Here is a 13,461-nt window from a genome sequence, read left to right as displayed (position 1 = left end):
CCGCGTGGATTGACTGCGGCCCATCGACACCGACGAGGAAAGGACGAACCCATGTGGCGACGTGGAGGGGTGACCCTGGCATTGGCCGTACTGCTGATCGGGAGCGCCGCCTGCGGCGGTGCGGAGCCGGCCGCGACCAAGCCTGCCACGGGCGGGAGCGCCGCGCCCGACGCGCAGAACGCCGACAAGGCCCGCAAGTTCTCCCAGTGCCTGCGGGAGAACGGCATCCCCGGCTTCCCTGACCCAGGCCCCGACGGAAAGCTGCCCGCGGCGCCGCTGCGCGGCCTGTCGGTGGACGAGGCCACGCAGGAGAAGGCGTTGAACGCCTGCCGTGAGCACATGCCGAGCGGCATCCTCGGCGGCCAGCAGGATCCACAGGTCCAGGACCAGCGCAGGAAGTTCGCGCAGTGCATGCGCGACAACGGCGTCTCCGGCTTCCCCGACCCCGATCCGAACGGGGGATTCGGCGATCAGAGCCGGTTCGACACCGCCGACCCGTCGGTGCGGAAGGCGACCGAGGCCTGTGAGCCGCTGCTCGTCCAGGACGGCGGCCGATGAAGCGCCGCACCCGCCTGGCCGCGGGCATCGGGGCGGTGACCGTGGTGGTCGCGGCCGGCGTCGCGACCGCGAAGGGCTTCGGCGGGGCCGAGGCGGGGACGCCGGCGCGCAGCGCCCTGCCGCCCGCGACCGCGCAGATCACCCGCGTCACGCTCACCCAGACCGAGAAGGTCCCCGGCACCCTCGGGTACGGCACGCCCACGGTCGCCGCCGCCCACGGGCTGTCCGGCACCCTCACCTGGCTGGCGCCCGAGGGCCGGCACGTCACGCGCGGCCAGGCGGTCTACAAGGTGGACAACGAGCCGGTCGTGCTGCTGTACGGCAAGCTTCCGCTCTACCGCGAGCTCGGCCCCGGCCTGTCGGGACCCGACGTGGAACTGGTCGAACGCAATCTGAAGAAGCTCGGCTACGACGGGTTCACCGCGGACGACGACTACACCTCCGCCACGGCGGAAGCCGTACGGGACTGGCAGGACGACCTCGGCCTGCCGGAGACCGGCACGGTCAAGCCCGGCCAGGTGCTCGTGGCGCCGGGCGCGGTGCGCGTCACCGACCACAAGGCGACACCCGGCGCCCCGGCGCGCGGGGCCGTGCTCAGCCACACCGACACCACCCGGTCCGTCGTCGTCCACCTGGACGTGGCCAAGCAGGAACTGGTCAAGAAGGGCGCCAGGGCCACGGTCGAACTGCCGGACGACACCACGGTGCCCGGGCGGGTGACCGGCATCGGCACGGTCGTCGCCGGGCAGGCCGCCAAGCCGGACGAGCCGACGACCGTGGAGGTCACGGTGTCGGTCAAGGACGGCAAGAAGCTGGGCGACCTGGACGGCGCTCCGGTGGAGGTGATCCTCCAGGCGGAACGGCGCGAGAACGTGCTGGCCGTACCCATCAACGCGCTGGTCGCGCTGCCCGGCGAGGGGTACGGCGTGCAGGTCGTCCAGGGCACCAGCACGTCCTACGCCCGGGTCGAGACCGGCATGTTCGCCGAGGGCAGGGTGGAGATCTCGGGCACCGGGCTGGCCGAGGGCATGACCGTGGGGGTGCCCGCATGAGCGAATCGGCGGAGCACACGACCTCGTCCGGGACAGAGGTGATCGGGTTGCGGGAGGTCTCCAAGCTGTACCCGGGCGGCGTCGCGGCCCTGTGCGGGGTGTCGCTCACCGTACGGCGCGGCGAGCTCGTCGCGATCGTGGGCCCGTCCGGATCGGGCAAGTCCACCATGCTCAACATGATCGGCACCCTGGACCGGCCGACGGCCGGAACGGTCGCGATCGACGGCTGGGACGTGGCCGCCCTGTCGGACCGTGAGCTGTCGGCGCTGCGGGCGGCGACCATCGGGTTCGTCTTCCAGCAGTTCCATCTGGCCTCGGGGGTGCCGATCGTCGACAACGTGGCCGACGGGTTGCTGTACGCGGGCGTCCCGCTCGCCCGGCGGCGCGCCCGCGCGGTCGAGATGCTGGAACGGGTCGGGCTCGGCCACCGGATACGGCACGAGCCGCACGAGCTGTCGGGCGGGGAACGACAGCGGGTCGCCATCGCCAGGGCGGTCGTCGCGGGCCCCGTCCTGCTGCTGGCCGACGAGCCCACCGGGAACCTGGACACCGCGGCGGGGACGATCGTGATGGAGCTGCTGCGCGAGCTGCACGCGGCCGGTACCACCGTGGTGATCATCACGCACGACCGGGAGATCGCGGCGTCACTGCCCCGGCAGGTGGAGATGCGCGACGGCCTGATCATCCAGGACTCGGTGTCGATGGCGGTGAACGCCTCATGAACGGCCGGGACAGCACAAGCGGCCCGGAGGGCATCGGCGGCCGGGGTGACGGGGTGCGGGCCGCGGAGAGCCGATCCCTGCGCACGGTGCCCGGTGCGACGACGCGGAACCGGCGGCGGCCGGTGCCGGCCCGGTTGCGGCCGCGCGACGTCGTCAGGGTCGCCGGCGCCGGACTCCGCGCCCGGCCGATGCGCGTCTTCCTGTCGGCCCTCGGCATTGCCATCGGCATCGCCGCGATGCTGGCCGTCGTCGGCATCTCCACCTCCAGCCAGGAGCACCTCAACCGCAGACTGGCCGCCCTGGGCACGAACCTGCTCACCGTCGCCCCCGGCCGATCGATCTTTGGCGAGCAATCACACCTGCCCTCCGAGTCGCTCGGCATGATCGGCCGCATCGACGGGGTGACCTCCGTGACGGCGACGGGCACCGTACCGGCCAAGGTGTACCGGCACGACCGCATCCCCGAGACCGAGTCGGGCGGCATCGCCGTGATGGCCACCCGCACGGACCTGCTGGGGACGGTCGGGGCGAAGATGGCCGACGGCGTCTGGCTGGACGCGGCCACCTCGCAGTACCCGGCGGTGGTGCTCGGCGCCGAGGCGGCCGACCGGCTGGGGATCGCCACCGCGGGACCGCGCACGCAGGTCTGGCTCGGCGGCCGGTGGTTCACCGTGGTCGGCATCCTGCATCCGGTGCCGCTGGTGTCGTCCCTGGACCGGACGGCGCTCATCGGCTGGCCGGTCGCCGAGTCCGAACTGGGCTTCGACGGCTACCCGACCCACGTCTACACCCGTACCAGGGACGACGCGGTGACGCGGGTGCGGGACGTCCTGGCCGCCACGGCCAACCCTGAGCACCCGGAGCAGGTCGAGATCTCCCGCCCGTCCGACGCGCTGGCCGCCAAGGAGGCCGCGGACGAGACGCTGACGAGCCTTCTGCTCGGCCTCGGCGGTGTGGCGCTGCTGGTCGGGGGCATCGGGGTGGCCAACACGATGGTCATCTCGGTGCTGGAGCGGCGGGCGGAGATCGGCCTGCGCCGCTCGCTCGGGGCCACCCGCGGCCAGATCCGGCTGCAGTTCCTCGGAGAGTCGCAACTGCTGTCGGCTCTCGGCGGCGCGGGCGGCGTGCTGCTCGGCTCGCTCGTGGTCACGTTGTACGCCTCCACGCAGGAGTGGCCGACGGTCATCCCGCTCTGGGCGTCGGCGGGCGGGCTGGCGGCCACGCTGCTGATCGGCGGAGTGGCGGGACTGTACCCGGCGGTGCGCGCGTCCCGGCTGTCACCCACGGAGGCCCTGACTGCACACTGACACCCACGAACCCGCGACGACCTCAGTCAGAGGTGATCCATCCCGCTCCGGGCAGGACCGCTCACACTTCGCGCCGCGTCAATCCCGTGGTGTAGAGCTTGATCACACCACACCGCCCTTTGCTTCCGTTCGGTCAGCAGAGAGGCAAGATTCAGGGGAATTCTCTGACCGATGATCCGTTCGGCCTCATCGATTGAACCGCGAGTTACAGCCTCCGAGAAGATGGCTTCAGGGTAGACGTTTCCGTCAATTTCCTGCCAGACGTGAATCTCCCTGGACTTGAGCCATCGCCCGGCCGGCCCCAGTCAGGGGCCGGCCCGTAACGCGTCGGAGTGGCCAGTCACCACCAGCGACACAAGGCCCCGCGCAACTCGCTTTTCGCGGCAAGCCGCCCTGTAGTAGCCTCCCCGGTTCGATCACTTCGGGGAGGGAAGTTGCGTTCCGCCGCTCTTGTCGCTGTCGCCGCTCTGCTGATCGCGTCGTGCGCGTCACCCACGACAGACACGGCCTCCCGGCCGCCCGCGCAGCCGTCGGCGCCGCCGCCCGTGTACGCCGTGGAGGGGCTGGCCGGCTGGGACGTCCCCGAACCGTTCCGGGTCGAGGTCGAGGCCGTCGAGCGCCGTCCCAAGCTGACGATCCTGCGCATGGTGATCACCAACCCCACGCAGAAGCCCCAGACCGGGCACTTCGCCAGCGACCGCTCCCGGGCCGACTTCGCCGACTTCCGGCTGCTCGACCCGGTCAACGGCAGGCACTACACCCCGCTTCGCGAGAACGACGCTGACGGCCAGGCGTTCGGCACCCGGCACGGCAGGTACAGCGACGACTTCCAGCCCGGCGTGCCGTACCCCGTGGAGGTGTATTTCCCGCCCCTGCCGCCCGGGACGAAGACCGTCACGGTCGCGCCGACGACGCAGATGGGCCCGCTGACCGGCATCCCCGTCACGGAAGGCGCCGCGGACCCGGTCTCGAAGCCGGGCGACCCGTGGCAGATCGTGGCTCCCCAAGGCCAGATCTGGGAAGGCGCCTGGAACGTCGAGGAACTGGTCGAGACCCCGAGACGCACCACCAGGCAGGACGGGACCACCGAGACGATCGGCCTGCGCACCGACGTCCTGTTCGCCTTCGACAAGGCCAAGCTCGGCCCGAAGGCGACCGCTGTCCTCGACGAGGTCGTCGAGGAGACTCGCCGCCGTGCCGACCCGGCCAAGCCGCCCGTGATCGTCACCGGGCACACCGACAGCAAAGGCGACGACGCCTACAATCAGCAGCTTTCCGTACGGCGAGCGGACTCGGTCAGCGAGTACCTCCAGGCCAAGCTCGGCACCGACTACCGGTACCAGACCGACGGCAAGGGAGAAACCCAGCCCGTCGCCCCGAACGAGCAGCCGGGCGGCGCCGACAACCCCGAGGGCCGCGCGCTCAACCGCCGCGTCGACATCTCCTACACGATCAAGCAGGAGAACCCGGGCGCCACGGGCAGCGAGCCGTCCGTCGGTGACGTGCGCGGCTCCGTGCTGCCACCCGCGCCGTTCCGCACGAGTCCGGGTGAGCCGGTGACGACCTTCGACCACCGCGGGAAGTACAAGGTCGACGTGCTGCCCGCCTTCCGTGACGGCGCCTACCTGGTGGTCAGCTTCGACGTGACCGCCCTGGTCGACCACGTCCCGATCCCCGGGCCGTTCGAGTGGTGGGTGAACGACTTCGTCAGGCCGTCCAGCTACGGGGCCATCGTCGTCGTGGACCCGGCGACCAAGGCGCGCTACTTCCCGATTCGCTGGGCGGAGAACCAGATCCACCACCTCGCCGAGGGGCGGAAGGGCCGGGCGTACGCCTACTTCCCCGCGCCGCCCGACGACAGGACCTCGATCACGCTGCAGGTCCAGGGCGGGCAGACCGTCCCCGAGGTGCCGATCGTGCGCTGGGACCGGTAGGCCGCCAGACGCCTTACCGGCTTCCGCGCGGGGTGCCTTGTCCAGGAGATGCGCTCCAGCATCATGCGGGGTGATGCCGCAGGGATCCGGCTCGTCCGCCCATAACTTGGAGATCGCGATCGCCCGGAAGCAGGTGTCGCAGGTCGGGCCGGCGCGGTCGTGGATGGCCCAGCGGCCGGCGCTCCACGGGGTCCGGCGGCCGGGCTCTCCTTGAGCTACTGGGCGTTGGCCTAGCGGTCGGGAGGCGAGCCGGCTCCGGTGGGGCCGGTCGGCAGAGCGGCAACCGCCGAACAGGACAGTGCGCGCGCCACGCCTGGGCGGCGGCCATGAGCTGAGCTCGCTGTCGGCGCGTCCCGCAAGGCGGTGGCCGGCCGTACCTGACTGCTCACGGGCGGAGTGGCGCGTGCGACGGCCGGGCGCGATGCCCGTCCTGTCGACAATCTTCGCGGGAAACTGCTGGATCACACGGCGGTGACGAGGAACCGCGTGACCGCGGCCAGCCAGGCCTCCGGCTGATCGATGTGCGCCATGTGCCCCGCCTCTTCCAGCACCGGCCCTCTCGCCATGCCCGTAGATAGGTGCCGGTGAACCTCACCTGCTTCAGCCGCCAGACGTGCAACGGAGCGGTCGCCAGCGCCTCGGCACGCGTCAGGTCGGCCCCCTCCAGCGGCGAGGTGTCCCACACCGACGGGTGCGCGGCGCGGCGGCGCTCATACTCCTCCCACCCGTCGAAGGCGTCCGCGGGCACCGGCAGCACGCTGCTGGACGCGATGATCAGGCGGCGCACCAGGTGAGGAGCCTGGACGGCCAGCCGCTGGGCGATCAGACCGCCGTAGGAGAACCCGAGCACGTCCACCCGCGAGGCGCCGATGAGCTCGACGAGATCTCCCACCATCGCGTCGGGGGTGAGTGGATCGGCAACCGGAGAACGGCCACACCCCCGCAGATCCGGAAACAGCAGGCGATGCTCGCCGGCCAGCGTCTTCAGCGGTTCCACCAGATAGCTGTGATCCCAGTCCGGGCCGCCGTGGATGACCAGCACCGTACGATCAGCCGGTCCATCGAACTCTCGAACGTAAAGACGCATGGCGAGATGCTAGCCATGCGACCAACCGGGAAACGGTCTCGGCAGCCTCCTGGATCCATCCAGCTCAGCCGTACTCGCGAACGCCGGGCAGGCGACCCCGTCGACCGCACCAGCTCGTCCGGGGCGGCACGTCTGGTGCCGGCGTCGAGAACCGGCACTGATCCGGGGTCTGATCCCATGCAGCGGCCCAAGCGCTCGCACGCGGGCAGGGAGCCTCATATCGGCGAGACTCTCCTGAAGCACCTGACCGACACCGAGGAAGTCGGACTCACGATGCGGCGGGCACCGGGGCGCGTTCGTCCAGCAGGCGCGCCTCGCGCAGATCGGACCAGAGCCCCGCGGGGATCGGCGCCGCGAACGCCTCCCTGTTGCGCAGCACCTCCTCCTCCGAGCGCATGCCGACGACGACGCCCGCCACCACCGGGTGCAGCAGGGGGAAGGCCATAGCGGCCTGCGGGACGCTCACACCGTGCCCCGCGCAGACGTCCGCGATTCTGCTGACCCGTTCCAGCAGCTCAGGGGTGGCGGGTCCGTAGTCGTACCGTGCGTCCTCGGCGGGCCTGTCGGTGGCCAGCAGTCCGGAGTTGAAGACGGAGGCGGCGACGACGGAGACGCCGCGCGCGGCACATGCGGGCAGCAGTTCGTCCAAGGCGCTGTGGTCCAGCAGGGTGTAGCGACCCGACAGCATGACGACGTCCGCGTCGGTCTCCCGTACCAGACGGGCCAGCTTGCCGGGGTGGTACATGCCCGCGCCCACGGCGCCGACCACGCCCTGGGCGCGCAGCTCGGCCAACGCCGGATAGCCCTCGCGCAGGGCGGCCTCGAAATGCTGTTCGGCGTCGTGCAGGTACAGCACGTCGATCCGGTCGAGGCCCATGCGGGTCAGCGAGTCCTCGACACTGCGCAGGACGCCGTCGCGGGAGAAGTCCCAGACCCGGCGATGGGTGGCAGGGACGGCGAAGCTCTCGTCCATCCGCCCTCGCGGGTCCTGCGGGATCAGCAGCCGTCCCACCTTCGTCGACAGGGTGAAGTCCGCCCGTGACCGGCCGCGCATCAGCTCGCCGATGCGGCGCTCGGAGTGCCCGATGCCGTAGTGCGGCGCGGTGTCGAAGTACCGGATTCCTGACTCCCAGGCGGCCGCCAGCGCCTGCGCCGCGGTGTCGTCGTCCAGCGGGGCGAACAGGCCGCCCAGGGGCCCGCCGCCGAAGCCCAGTTCGGTGACCGTCGTCGTGCTGTGTCCGAGCCGATGCGTACGCATGTGGTGTGTCTCCCTTGTCGGCGATTACGGCGTCGCCAGGTCAGAAGGCGGGGAAGGCCCAGCCCGAGGGATGGAAGGGCTCGCGTTCCCAGCGGAAGGCGAGCGAGGCGGCGGCGATCGCACCCGGGCGGAACTCCTCGACACGCCCCGCCGCCGCCAGGGAGGTCAGGGACGTGCCGCCCAGGTAGGCAGCGCCCAGCTCGGCCGCCGTCAGGCGCAGGTCCGGCCGAGCCTGGGTGCGTTCGCAGGTGACGGTGTCGCCATCGGCCAGCAGGCGGTGGCGACCGGCGTTCCATGGACAGAACGGGTCCTGGACCTCCAGCACCAGATCCAGGGGCGTCGCGTAGCGGCGAGCGGTGAGCGCGCGGCCGATGTCCACGAGGCGGACCCACAGGTTGTCGATCAGCGTGGTGCGAGCCGCGCGTGGGTCGGTGAGCAGGTGGTTGAGGGGTTCGTCGAGGGCGCCGTCGTAGGCGAGCCCGGTGTGCGCGTCGAGGTCGATGAGGAAGCGCCACATGGCGGCGTACGACCGCCTGGTGGTGGCCGCGAGCTCGATGACGTGCACGAGGTCCCGCTTGGAGCGATAGAGGGCGTAGCCGGTGACCTCGCCGCCGGCCTCCAGATGGACCGCGAAGCGCAGGGCCGTCCCGCCGTCGCGGGCGGGCTCGCCGTCGGCCAGCCTGGCCTCCCAGAACTTCTCCGTACGGTCCACCCAGCCGACAGAGGTACGGCGGGCGGTGTCGTAGACCTTCTCCAGCAGCGGCCGCGCCTTCTCGCGGGAGAGCAGCCTGATCGTGCCGTCGCCGAGGTCGGCGCCGGGGCGCAGGGCCATGAGCCGCTTGTCCCCGCGGACCTCGGCCACGTGGCTGGCGACGCCGTACCCGAAGCGTCCGTAGATCGTGGCCTCGGCGGCGTTGAGCGCGGCGATCGGCTCGCCACCCGATTCGTGCAGGTCGGTGAGTTGCCTGCGCATCATCGCGGTGAGGATGCCGCGGCGCCGGTGCGTGGGCAGGACCGCGACGAGCGTGATGCCGGCGACGGGCGTCGTCCCGCCGGGGACGGTCATGACCCGGCCGTAGATCGACGCGCCTCCGACGATCTCCGCACCGTCGTAGGCGGCGAGGGTGCGACCGGGCTCGATGGAGACGGCGGCGTTCCTCAGACCGCCGTCGACCCAGTCCTGGCCGTAGGTCGTGGTGATCATGCGTGCCCACGCGTCGAGCTCGTGGGCGCCGATGGTGCGGAGCGGGTAGGTGGCTGTCATGGATCGAGCCTGGCCGGGTAAACAGGCCCAGCGCATCTGGTGATCTGGGTATTTATGCTGGTTCCGTGGTGGCGGAGCGCGTGGTCAGCCCGAGGTTCGTCGGCCGGGCGGAGGAGCTCGCGGCCCTGGCGACGGCCTTGGACACGGCGGTCGAGCAGGGGCCGGCGGTGGCGCTGGTGGCCGGGGAGGCGGGGATCGGCAAGTCGCGGCTGCTGGCCGAGTTCGCGCGCTCGCTGGGGCCGGAGGTGCGGGTGGTCGCGGGTGGCTGCGCGGAGCTGGGCAGCGACGGCCTGCCGTACGCGCCGTTCGTGACGGTGCTGCGCCGCCTGATCAGGGTGGAAGGGATTCTGCCGGGGCCCTACCGCCAGCTGGCGCGCTGGTTCCCGGAGCTCGGCGAGGCGGGCGGTGGGGAGGGCGGCAAGCACCGGCTGTTCGAGGAGGTCCTGTCCCTGATCGAGCGGGTGGCCGCGGACCAGCCGCTGGTTGTCCTGATCGAGGACCTGCACTGGGCCGACGCCGCCACGCGCGAGCTGCTGGGTTTCCTGGCCAGGAACGTGACCCGGGCAGGCGTGCTCCTGGTGATCACCCACCGTCCCATGGAAACGCCACTGTCCGAGCTCTCCCGCCACCCGCGCGTGACGATGCTGCGCCTGGAACGCCTGGACCGGGAGGACGTGGGCCGCCAACTGGCCGCGATCCTCGGCGACGAGCCGGACGCGGACGCCGTACGCCGCATCCACGAACGCAGCGACGGCAACCCGCTGTTCGTCGAGGCGCTCGCCCACGCCGGTGAGCGAACCCCGGACAGCCTGCGTGACCTGCTGCTGCACGGACCGCGTTCACTGCCGGGCCCCGCTCGCGAGCTGGCGCGCCTGGCCTCGGTGGCGGGCGGGCGGGTCAGCCACCGGCTGCTGGCGCAGGTGGCCGGGCAGGACGGGCCCGAACTGGACGCCCTGCTGCGCGAGCTCGTCGACCGTGGCCTGCTGGTCACCACGGGCGACGGCTACGACTTCCGCCACGCCTTGATCCGGCAGGCGGTGTACGAGGACCTGCTGCCCGGCGAGCGGGCCCGGCTGCACGCCCGCTACGCCGATGCCCTGCGTGATGTCGGGCTTCACGCGGAACTGGCCGCGCACGCCTACGCCGCCGGGGACCGCGAGCAGGCCCTGTCCGCCGCCTACCTGGCCGCAGACCAGGCACACGGGTCCTACGCCTACGAGGAGCAGGTACGCCTGCTCGACCAGGTCCTCGACCTCTGGGACCCGGACGCGGAGCTGGAGGTCGACAGGATCGACATCCTGACCAGGGCTGCTGAGGCCTGCATGCTCAGCGGCGACTACGCACGCGGCATCGACTACGCCACCACGGGGCTGAGCGCGATCGACGAGCGGCACGAGCCGGAACGGACCGCCCAGTTGCTGGAGCTGCGCGGCAGACTGCGGCACCGGTTGAACGTGAACGGCGTCGCCGACTGGGAACGAGCCCTCGAACTCCTGCCCGCGGATCCCGGCGGCATCCAGCGGGGGCGGCTGCTCGGGGTGCTGGCCATGGGCCTCCTGCCCGAGGTGGGCAAGGCACGCGAGGCTTTCGAGGAGGCGCTGGCCGTCGGCCGGCGCACCGGCGACCCCACGGTCACCATCCGCGGGCTGCTGGGGGTCGGATCCATGACCGGCGACCTCGGCCTGCTGGCGCAGGCCCGCACGCTCGCCGAGCGGCTCGACAGCCACGACCTGCTCATGACCGTCCCGATGTACGAGGCCACCATGCACACCAGGGCCGGCGACCAGGAGCGCGCCATCGACGCGGCCCTCGACGGGATGCGCCACGCCCGCCGCTACGGGCTGGGCCGCAGTCGCGGCGCCGAGCTCGCGCGCTACGCCGGGCACGCGCTGATCCTGGCCGGACGGTGGGATGAGGCGGCCACCGTGCTGCGGGAGAGCATCGCGGAGAACCCGCCACCGCTGTCGCGGCAGATCCTGCTCGTCCTCGACGGCTACCTCTCCCTGCTGCGCGGGGATGTCGCCGCGGCAGCCGACGCCGCGGCGGCCGTGGAGCACGCCGACAGCGGAAGCCTGTTCCCCCGCCATCAACTGCTCTGCCTGCTGGCCGTCGCCCGGGGGGACCCGGAACAGGCCGACCGGCGCTTGGAGCGGGCTTTGGCCGACCCGGAGCTCACCCGCGTCTACAGCAGCGACGCCCGGCCGGTCCTGGTCGCCGGCGCGCTGGCGCAGCGGGCCCGGCTCGACCACGGCGCCGGCGACGACGTGCGGGGGCGCGTCGCCGAACGTCAGGCCGAACTCGCCGCGGCCGACGCGAAGCTCGGGGTCGACGGGCCACTCGACCGCGCCTGGCAGATCATGCTGCACGCCCTGATCGAGGACACCGGCTGGGACGAGACGGCAGCGGCCTGGCGGGAGCTGCGGCAGCCGTACGAGCTGGCGCTGAGCCTGTACCACGGCGCGCGGGCGGCCCTGGCCGCGGGCGACAAGCCCGGCGCGACGGTCCGGCGCAGGCAAGCCGCCCGGCTGGCCGAGGACCTGGGCGCCGCGCCGCTCTCCCGCGAGATCGCCCTGCTCGGGCGACCCCGACCGGCTCACGACGGGCTCACCGAACGCGAGCACCAGGTGCTCAGGTTGATCGCCGAGGGCTTGAGCAACCGGCAGATCGCCGCTCAGCTGCACATCTCGCCGAGTACGGCAGGCGTGCACGTCTCGCACATCCTGGCGAAACTGGGCGCGACCACCCGCACCGAGGCGACGGCCATCGCCTTCCGCGAAGGGTTGACCGGGCCTTTCTCTTCCTAGCGTCACGTCTCCCGCCCATCGCCGACGCCCGTTCGAGGTGGCCCGAGCGACACGATGAGGCCTTCGCCTCGGGTAGGCCAGGCGGCGACGAGGACGGCCGGACGAAGACCTGCGCTCCCTCACCGGTCGGCGAGGGAGCGCAGGTGCTCTGTGCGGGCAGCGCGATCAGTCGCGCGGGTCCCAGCCGTCGGTGTCGACGTCGAGGTCGAGTTCGTCGGCGATGTCGTCCCATTCGGCGTACTTGAAGTTGGTGTTCTCCCGGTCGGGCACCTCGGGGGTGTTGGCGCCGTCGTGGGCGACGAACAGGCCGCTCTCGAACTCGCCGAGCGGCACGTTCAGCACCATGGAGCCGTCGCTGTGCTCGACGCTGTCGATGCCGTTGTCGGCGCCGACGCGGAACTGGCCGAGGTAGGCGTTGCCGCTCTCGCGGCGGTAGACGGCGAAGGTGTTGTCGCCCTGGCTGGAGGCCAGCAGGTAGCCGCGGCCGTTGGCGCGGTAGTAGATGGTCAGGCCTTCGGCGTCGGCCGACAGGTGGCTGCCGCCGTAGCCGGGGTCGGCGCCGGGGGTGCACTCCTCGGTCTCGGGGTCGTAGGTGCCGGGCACCCCGAACTCCTTGACCTTGTCGATCAGGACCGGCGCGGTGGTGAGGTCGGCGCGCACGCGCCAGATGCCGACGTCCTCCTGGGCGGCGTAGAGCACGTCGCGTTGCTGGTCGACGACCATGCCCTCGACCTGGGCCAGCTCGTCGGGTTCCATGCACGGGGTCCAGGAGGTGCCGTTGGGCAGGGTGAAGGAGGCGGGCAGGTCGATGCTGCGCACGTGCTGGTAGCCGACCTTGCCGCCGGCGGTGGCCTGGAGCTTGAACAGGGCGACGCTGGTCTTGTGACGGCGGCTGACCAGGGCGTAGGTGCCGGTGGCGTCCTTCCAGAGGGCCAGGCCGTAGCCGGTCTCCTGGTCGTTGACCTGTTCTTGGGTGGTGTTGAACAGGAACGGCACGGCGGGGTCGGTGACGTCGGTGAGGTGGCCGTCGTGGATGGCGTAGAAGCGCAGGTGGTCGCGGCCGCGGTCGGTGACGACGGCCAGGTCCTTGCCGGCGAAGCCGTAGGTGACGTCGACGTTGTTGAAGCGGCCGTTCTCGTCGTCGGGGCCGGGGGCGGGCGGGGCGTCGAAGTGCTGGGTGAGGTCGCCGTCGAGGTCGTAGACGTTCAGGCCGCCTTCCTTGGCGGTGGTGACGACGACGCTGTCCTCGTCGTCGCCGGGGTGGACCCAGATGGCGGGGTCGTCCCCGTTGGCGTTGCCGCCGGCCTCGTCGTCGAACAGCGCGGGCGTCTCGACCTTCGGCTGGATGGACGGGATGCTCTGACCGGCGGCCGGTGCCGCCAGGCCGCTTAACAGCACGACGCTGAGGGCGGCCAGGAGCAGCGGATGGGCAGGACGCATTGTTCTCCTCACAGGGGGTGAACCGACTTCGTCGG

At 71.8% G+C, this 13,461-nt stretch carries 10 protein-coding genes; 6 read left to right on the top strand and 4 right to left on the bottom strand.

The genetic code is table 11. From position 1 onward, the window contains the following. Positions 1–51: 51 nt before the first annotated feature. The 5 genes from AB0I67_RS39595 (at position 52) to AB0I67_RS39575 (ending at position 5,573) form a co-directional block, all read left to right on the top strand. Positions 52–558 carry a hypothetical protein gene (locus tag AB0I67_RS39595; protein WP_357935239.1) on the top strand — a complete coding sequence of 169 codons (507 nt, stop codon included), beginning with the start codon at positions 52–54 and terminating at the stop codon, positions 556–558. Next, positions 555–1,610 (top strand): peptidoglycan-binding protein, encoded by a 1,056-nt coding sequence (locus tag AB0I67_RS39590; RefSeq protein WP_357935236.1) that lies wholly within the window; start codon positions 555–557, stop codon positions 1,608–1,610. Before AB0I67_RS39595 ends, AB0I67_RS39590 begins: the two co-directional genes overlap by 4 nt. Beyond that, on the top strand, positions 1,607–2,332 hold the full coding sequence (locus AB0I67_RS39585) for an ABC transporter ATP-binding protein (protein WP_357935233.1): 726 nt from the start codon (positions 1,607–1,609) through the stop codon (positions 2,330–2,332). Before AB0I67_RS39590 ends, AB0I67_RS39585 begins: the two co-directional genes overlap by 4 nt. Continuing rightward, positions 2,329–3,639, top strand: coding sequence for an ABC transporter permease (locus AB0I67_RS39580; RefSeq protein WP_357935232.1), 1,311 nt, complete (start codon positions 2,329–2,331; stop codon positions 3,637–3,639). Before AB0I67_RS39585 ends, AB0I67_RS39580 begins: the two co-directional genes overlap by 4 nt. A gap of 545 nt (positions 3,640–4,184) precedes the next feature. Next, complete coding sequence (locus AB0I67_RS39575) at positions 4,185–5,573, top strand: OmpA family protein (protein WP_357935230.1); 1,389 nt, start codon at positions 4,185–4,187, stop codon at positions 5,571–5,573. A gap of 385 nt (positions 5,574–5,958) precedes the next feature. Here AB0I67_RS39575 and AB0I67_RS39570 read toward each other — a convergent pair whose 3' ends face one another. From AB0I67_RS39570 to AB0I67_RS39560, 3 genes are all read right to left on the bottom strand, one after another. Beyond that, positions 5,959–6,660, bottom strand: a complete 702-nt coding sequence (locus AB0I67_RS39570) for an alpha/beta fold hydrolase (protein ID WP_357935226.1) — start codon at positions 6,658–6,660, stop codon at positions 5,959–5,961. 268 nt (positions 6,661–6,928) lie between these two features. After that, positions 6,929–7,918 carry an aldo/keto reductase gene (locus AB0I67_RS39565; protein ID WP_357935223.1) on the bottom strand — a complete coding sequence of 330 codons (990 nt, stop codon included), beginning with the start codon at positions 7,916–7,918 and terminating at the stop codon, positions 6,929–6,931. A 40-nt stretch (positions 7,919–7,958) separates the two neighbouring features. Continuing rightward, positions 7,959–9,182 (bottom strand): GNAT family N-acetyltransferase, encoded by a 1,224-nt coding sequence (locus AB0I67_RS39560; RefSeq protein ID WP_357935220.1) that lies wholly within the window; start codon positions 9,180–9,182, stop codon positions 7,959–7,961. 65 nt (positions 9,183–9,247) lie between these two features. On the opposite strand from AB0I67_RS39560, the gene AB0I67_RS39555 reads away from it, so the two are divergent. Next, on the top strand, positions 9,248–11,986 hold the full coding sequence (locus AB0I67_RS39555; protein WP_357935217.1) for an AAA family ATPase: 2,739 nt from the start codon (positions 9,248–9,250) through the stop codon (positions 11,984–11,986). A gap of 165 nt (positions 11,987–12,151) precedes the next feature. Here the strand turns inward: AB0I67_RS39555 and AB0I67_RS39550 are convergent, their stop codons facing one another. Continuing rightward, the gene (locus AB0I67_RS39550; RefSeq protein ID WP_357935214.1) at positions 12,152–13,426 is read right to left on the bottom strand and encodes a phytase; all 1,275 of its coding nucleotides are present in this window, start codon (positions 13,424–13,426) and stop codon (positions 12,152–12,154) included. Positions 13,427–13,461: the final 35 nt, after the last annotated feature.

The sequence above is a fragment of the Nonomuraea sp. NPDC050310 genome, from assembly GCF_040655795.1.
In the GTDB taxonomy this organism is placed as follows: Bacteria; Actinomycetota; Actinomycetes; order Streptosporangiales; family Streptosporangiaceae; genus Nonomuraea.
Note: the sequence above shows the minus strand (reverse complement) of the source record. Positions and strands in the feature narration are given on the sequence as shown.

Bases quoted from the DNA above. Each gene is read 5' to 3' on its own strand.
- AB0I67_RS39580 (WP_357935232.1), top strand. From the start codon at position 2,329: ATGAACGGCCGGGACAGCACAAGCGGCCCGGAGGGCATCGGCGGCCGG.
- AB0I67_RS39560 (WP_357935220.1), bottom strand. From the start codon at position 9,182: ATGACAGCCACCTACCCGCTCCGCACCATCGGCGCCCACGAGCTCGAC.
- AB0I67_RS39585 (WP_357935233.1), top strand. From the start codon at position 1,607: ATGAGCGAATCGGCGGAGCACACGACCTCGTCCGGGACAGAGGTGATC.
- AB0I67_RS39570 (WP_357935226.1), bottom strand. From the start codon at position 6,660: ATGCGTCTTTACGTTCGAGAGTTCGATGGACCGGCTGATCGTACGGTG.
- AB0I67_RS39565 (WP_357935223.1), bottom strand. From the start codon at position 7,918: ATGCGTACGCATCGGCTCGGACACAGCACGACGACGGTCACCGAACTG.
- AB0I67_RS39595 (WP_357935239.1), top strand. From the start codon at position 52: ATGTGGCGACGTGGAGGGGTGACCCTGGCATTGGCCGTACTGCTGATC.
- AB0I67_RS39590 (WP_357935236.1), top strand. From the start codon at position 555: ATGAAGCGCCGCACCCGCCTGGCCGCGGGCATCGGGGCGGTGACCGTG.
- AB0I67_RS39550 (WP_357935214.1), bottom strand. From the start codon at position 13,426: ATGCGTCCTGCCCATCCGCTGCTCCTGGCCGCCCTCAGCGTCGTGCTG.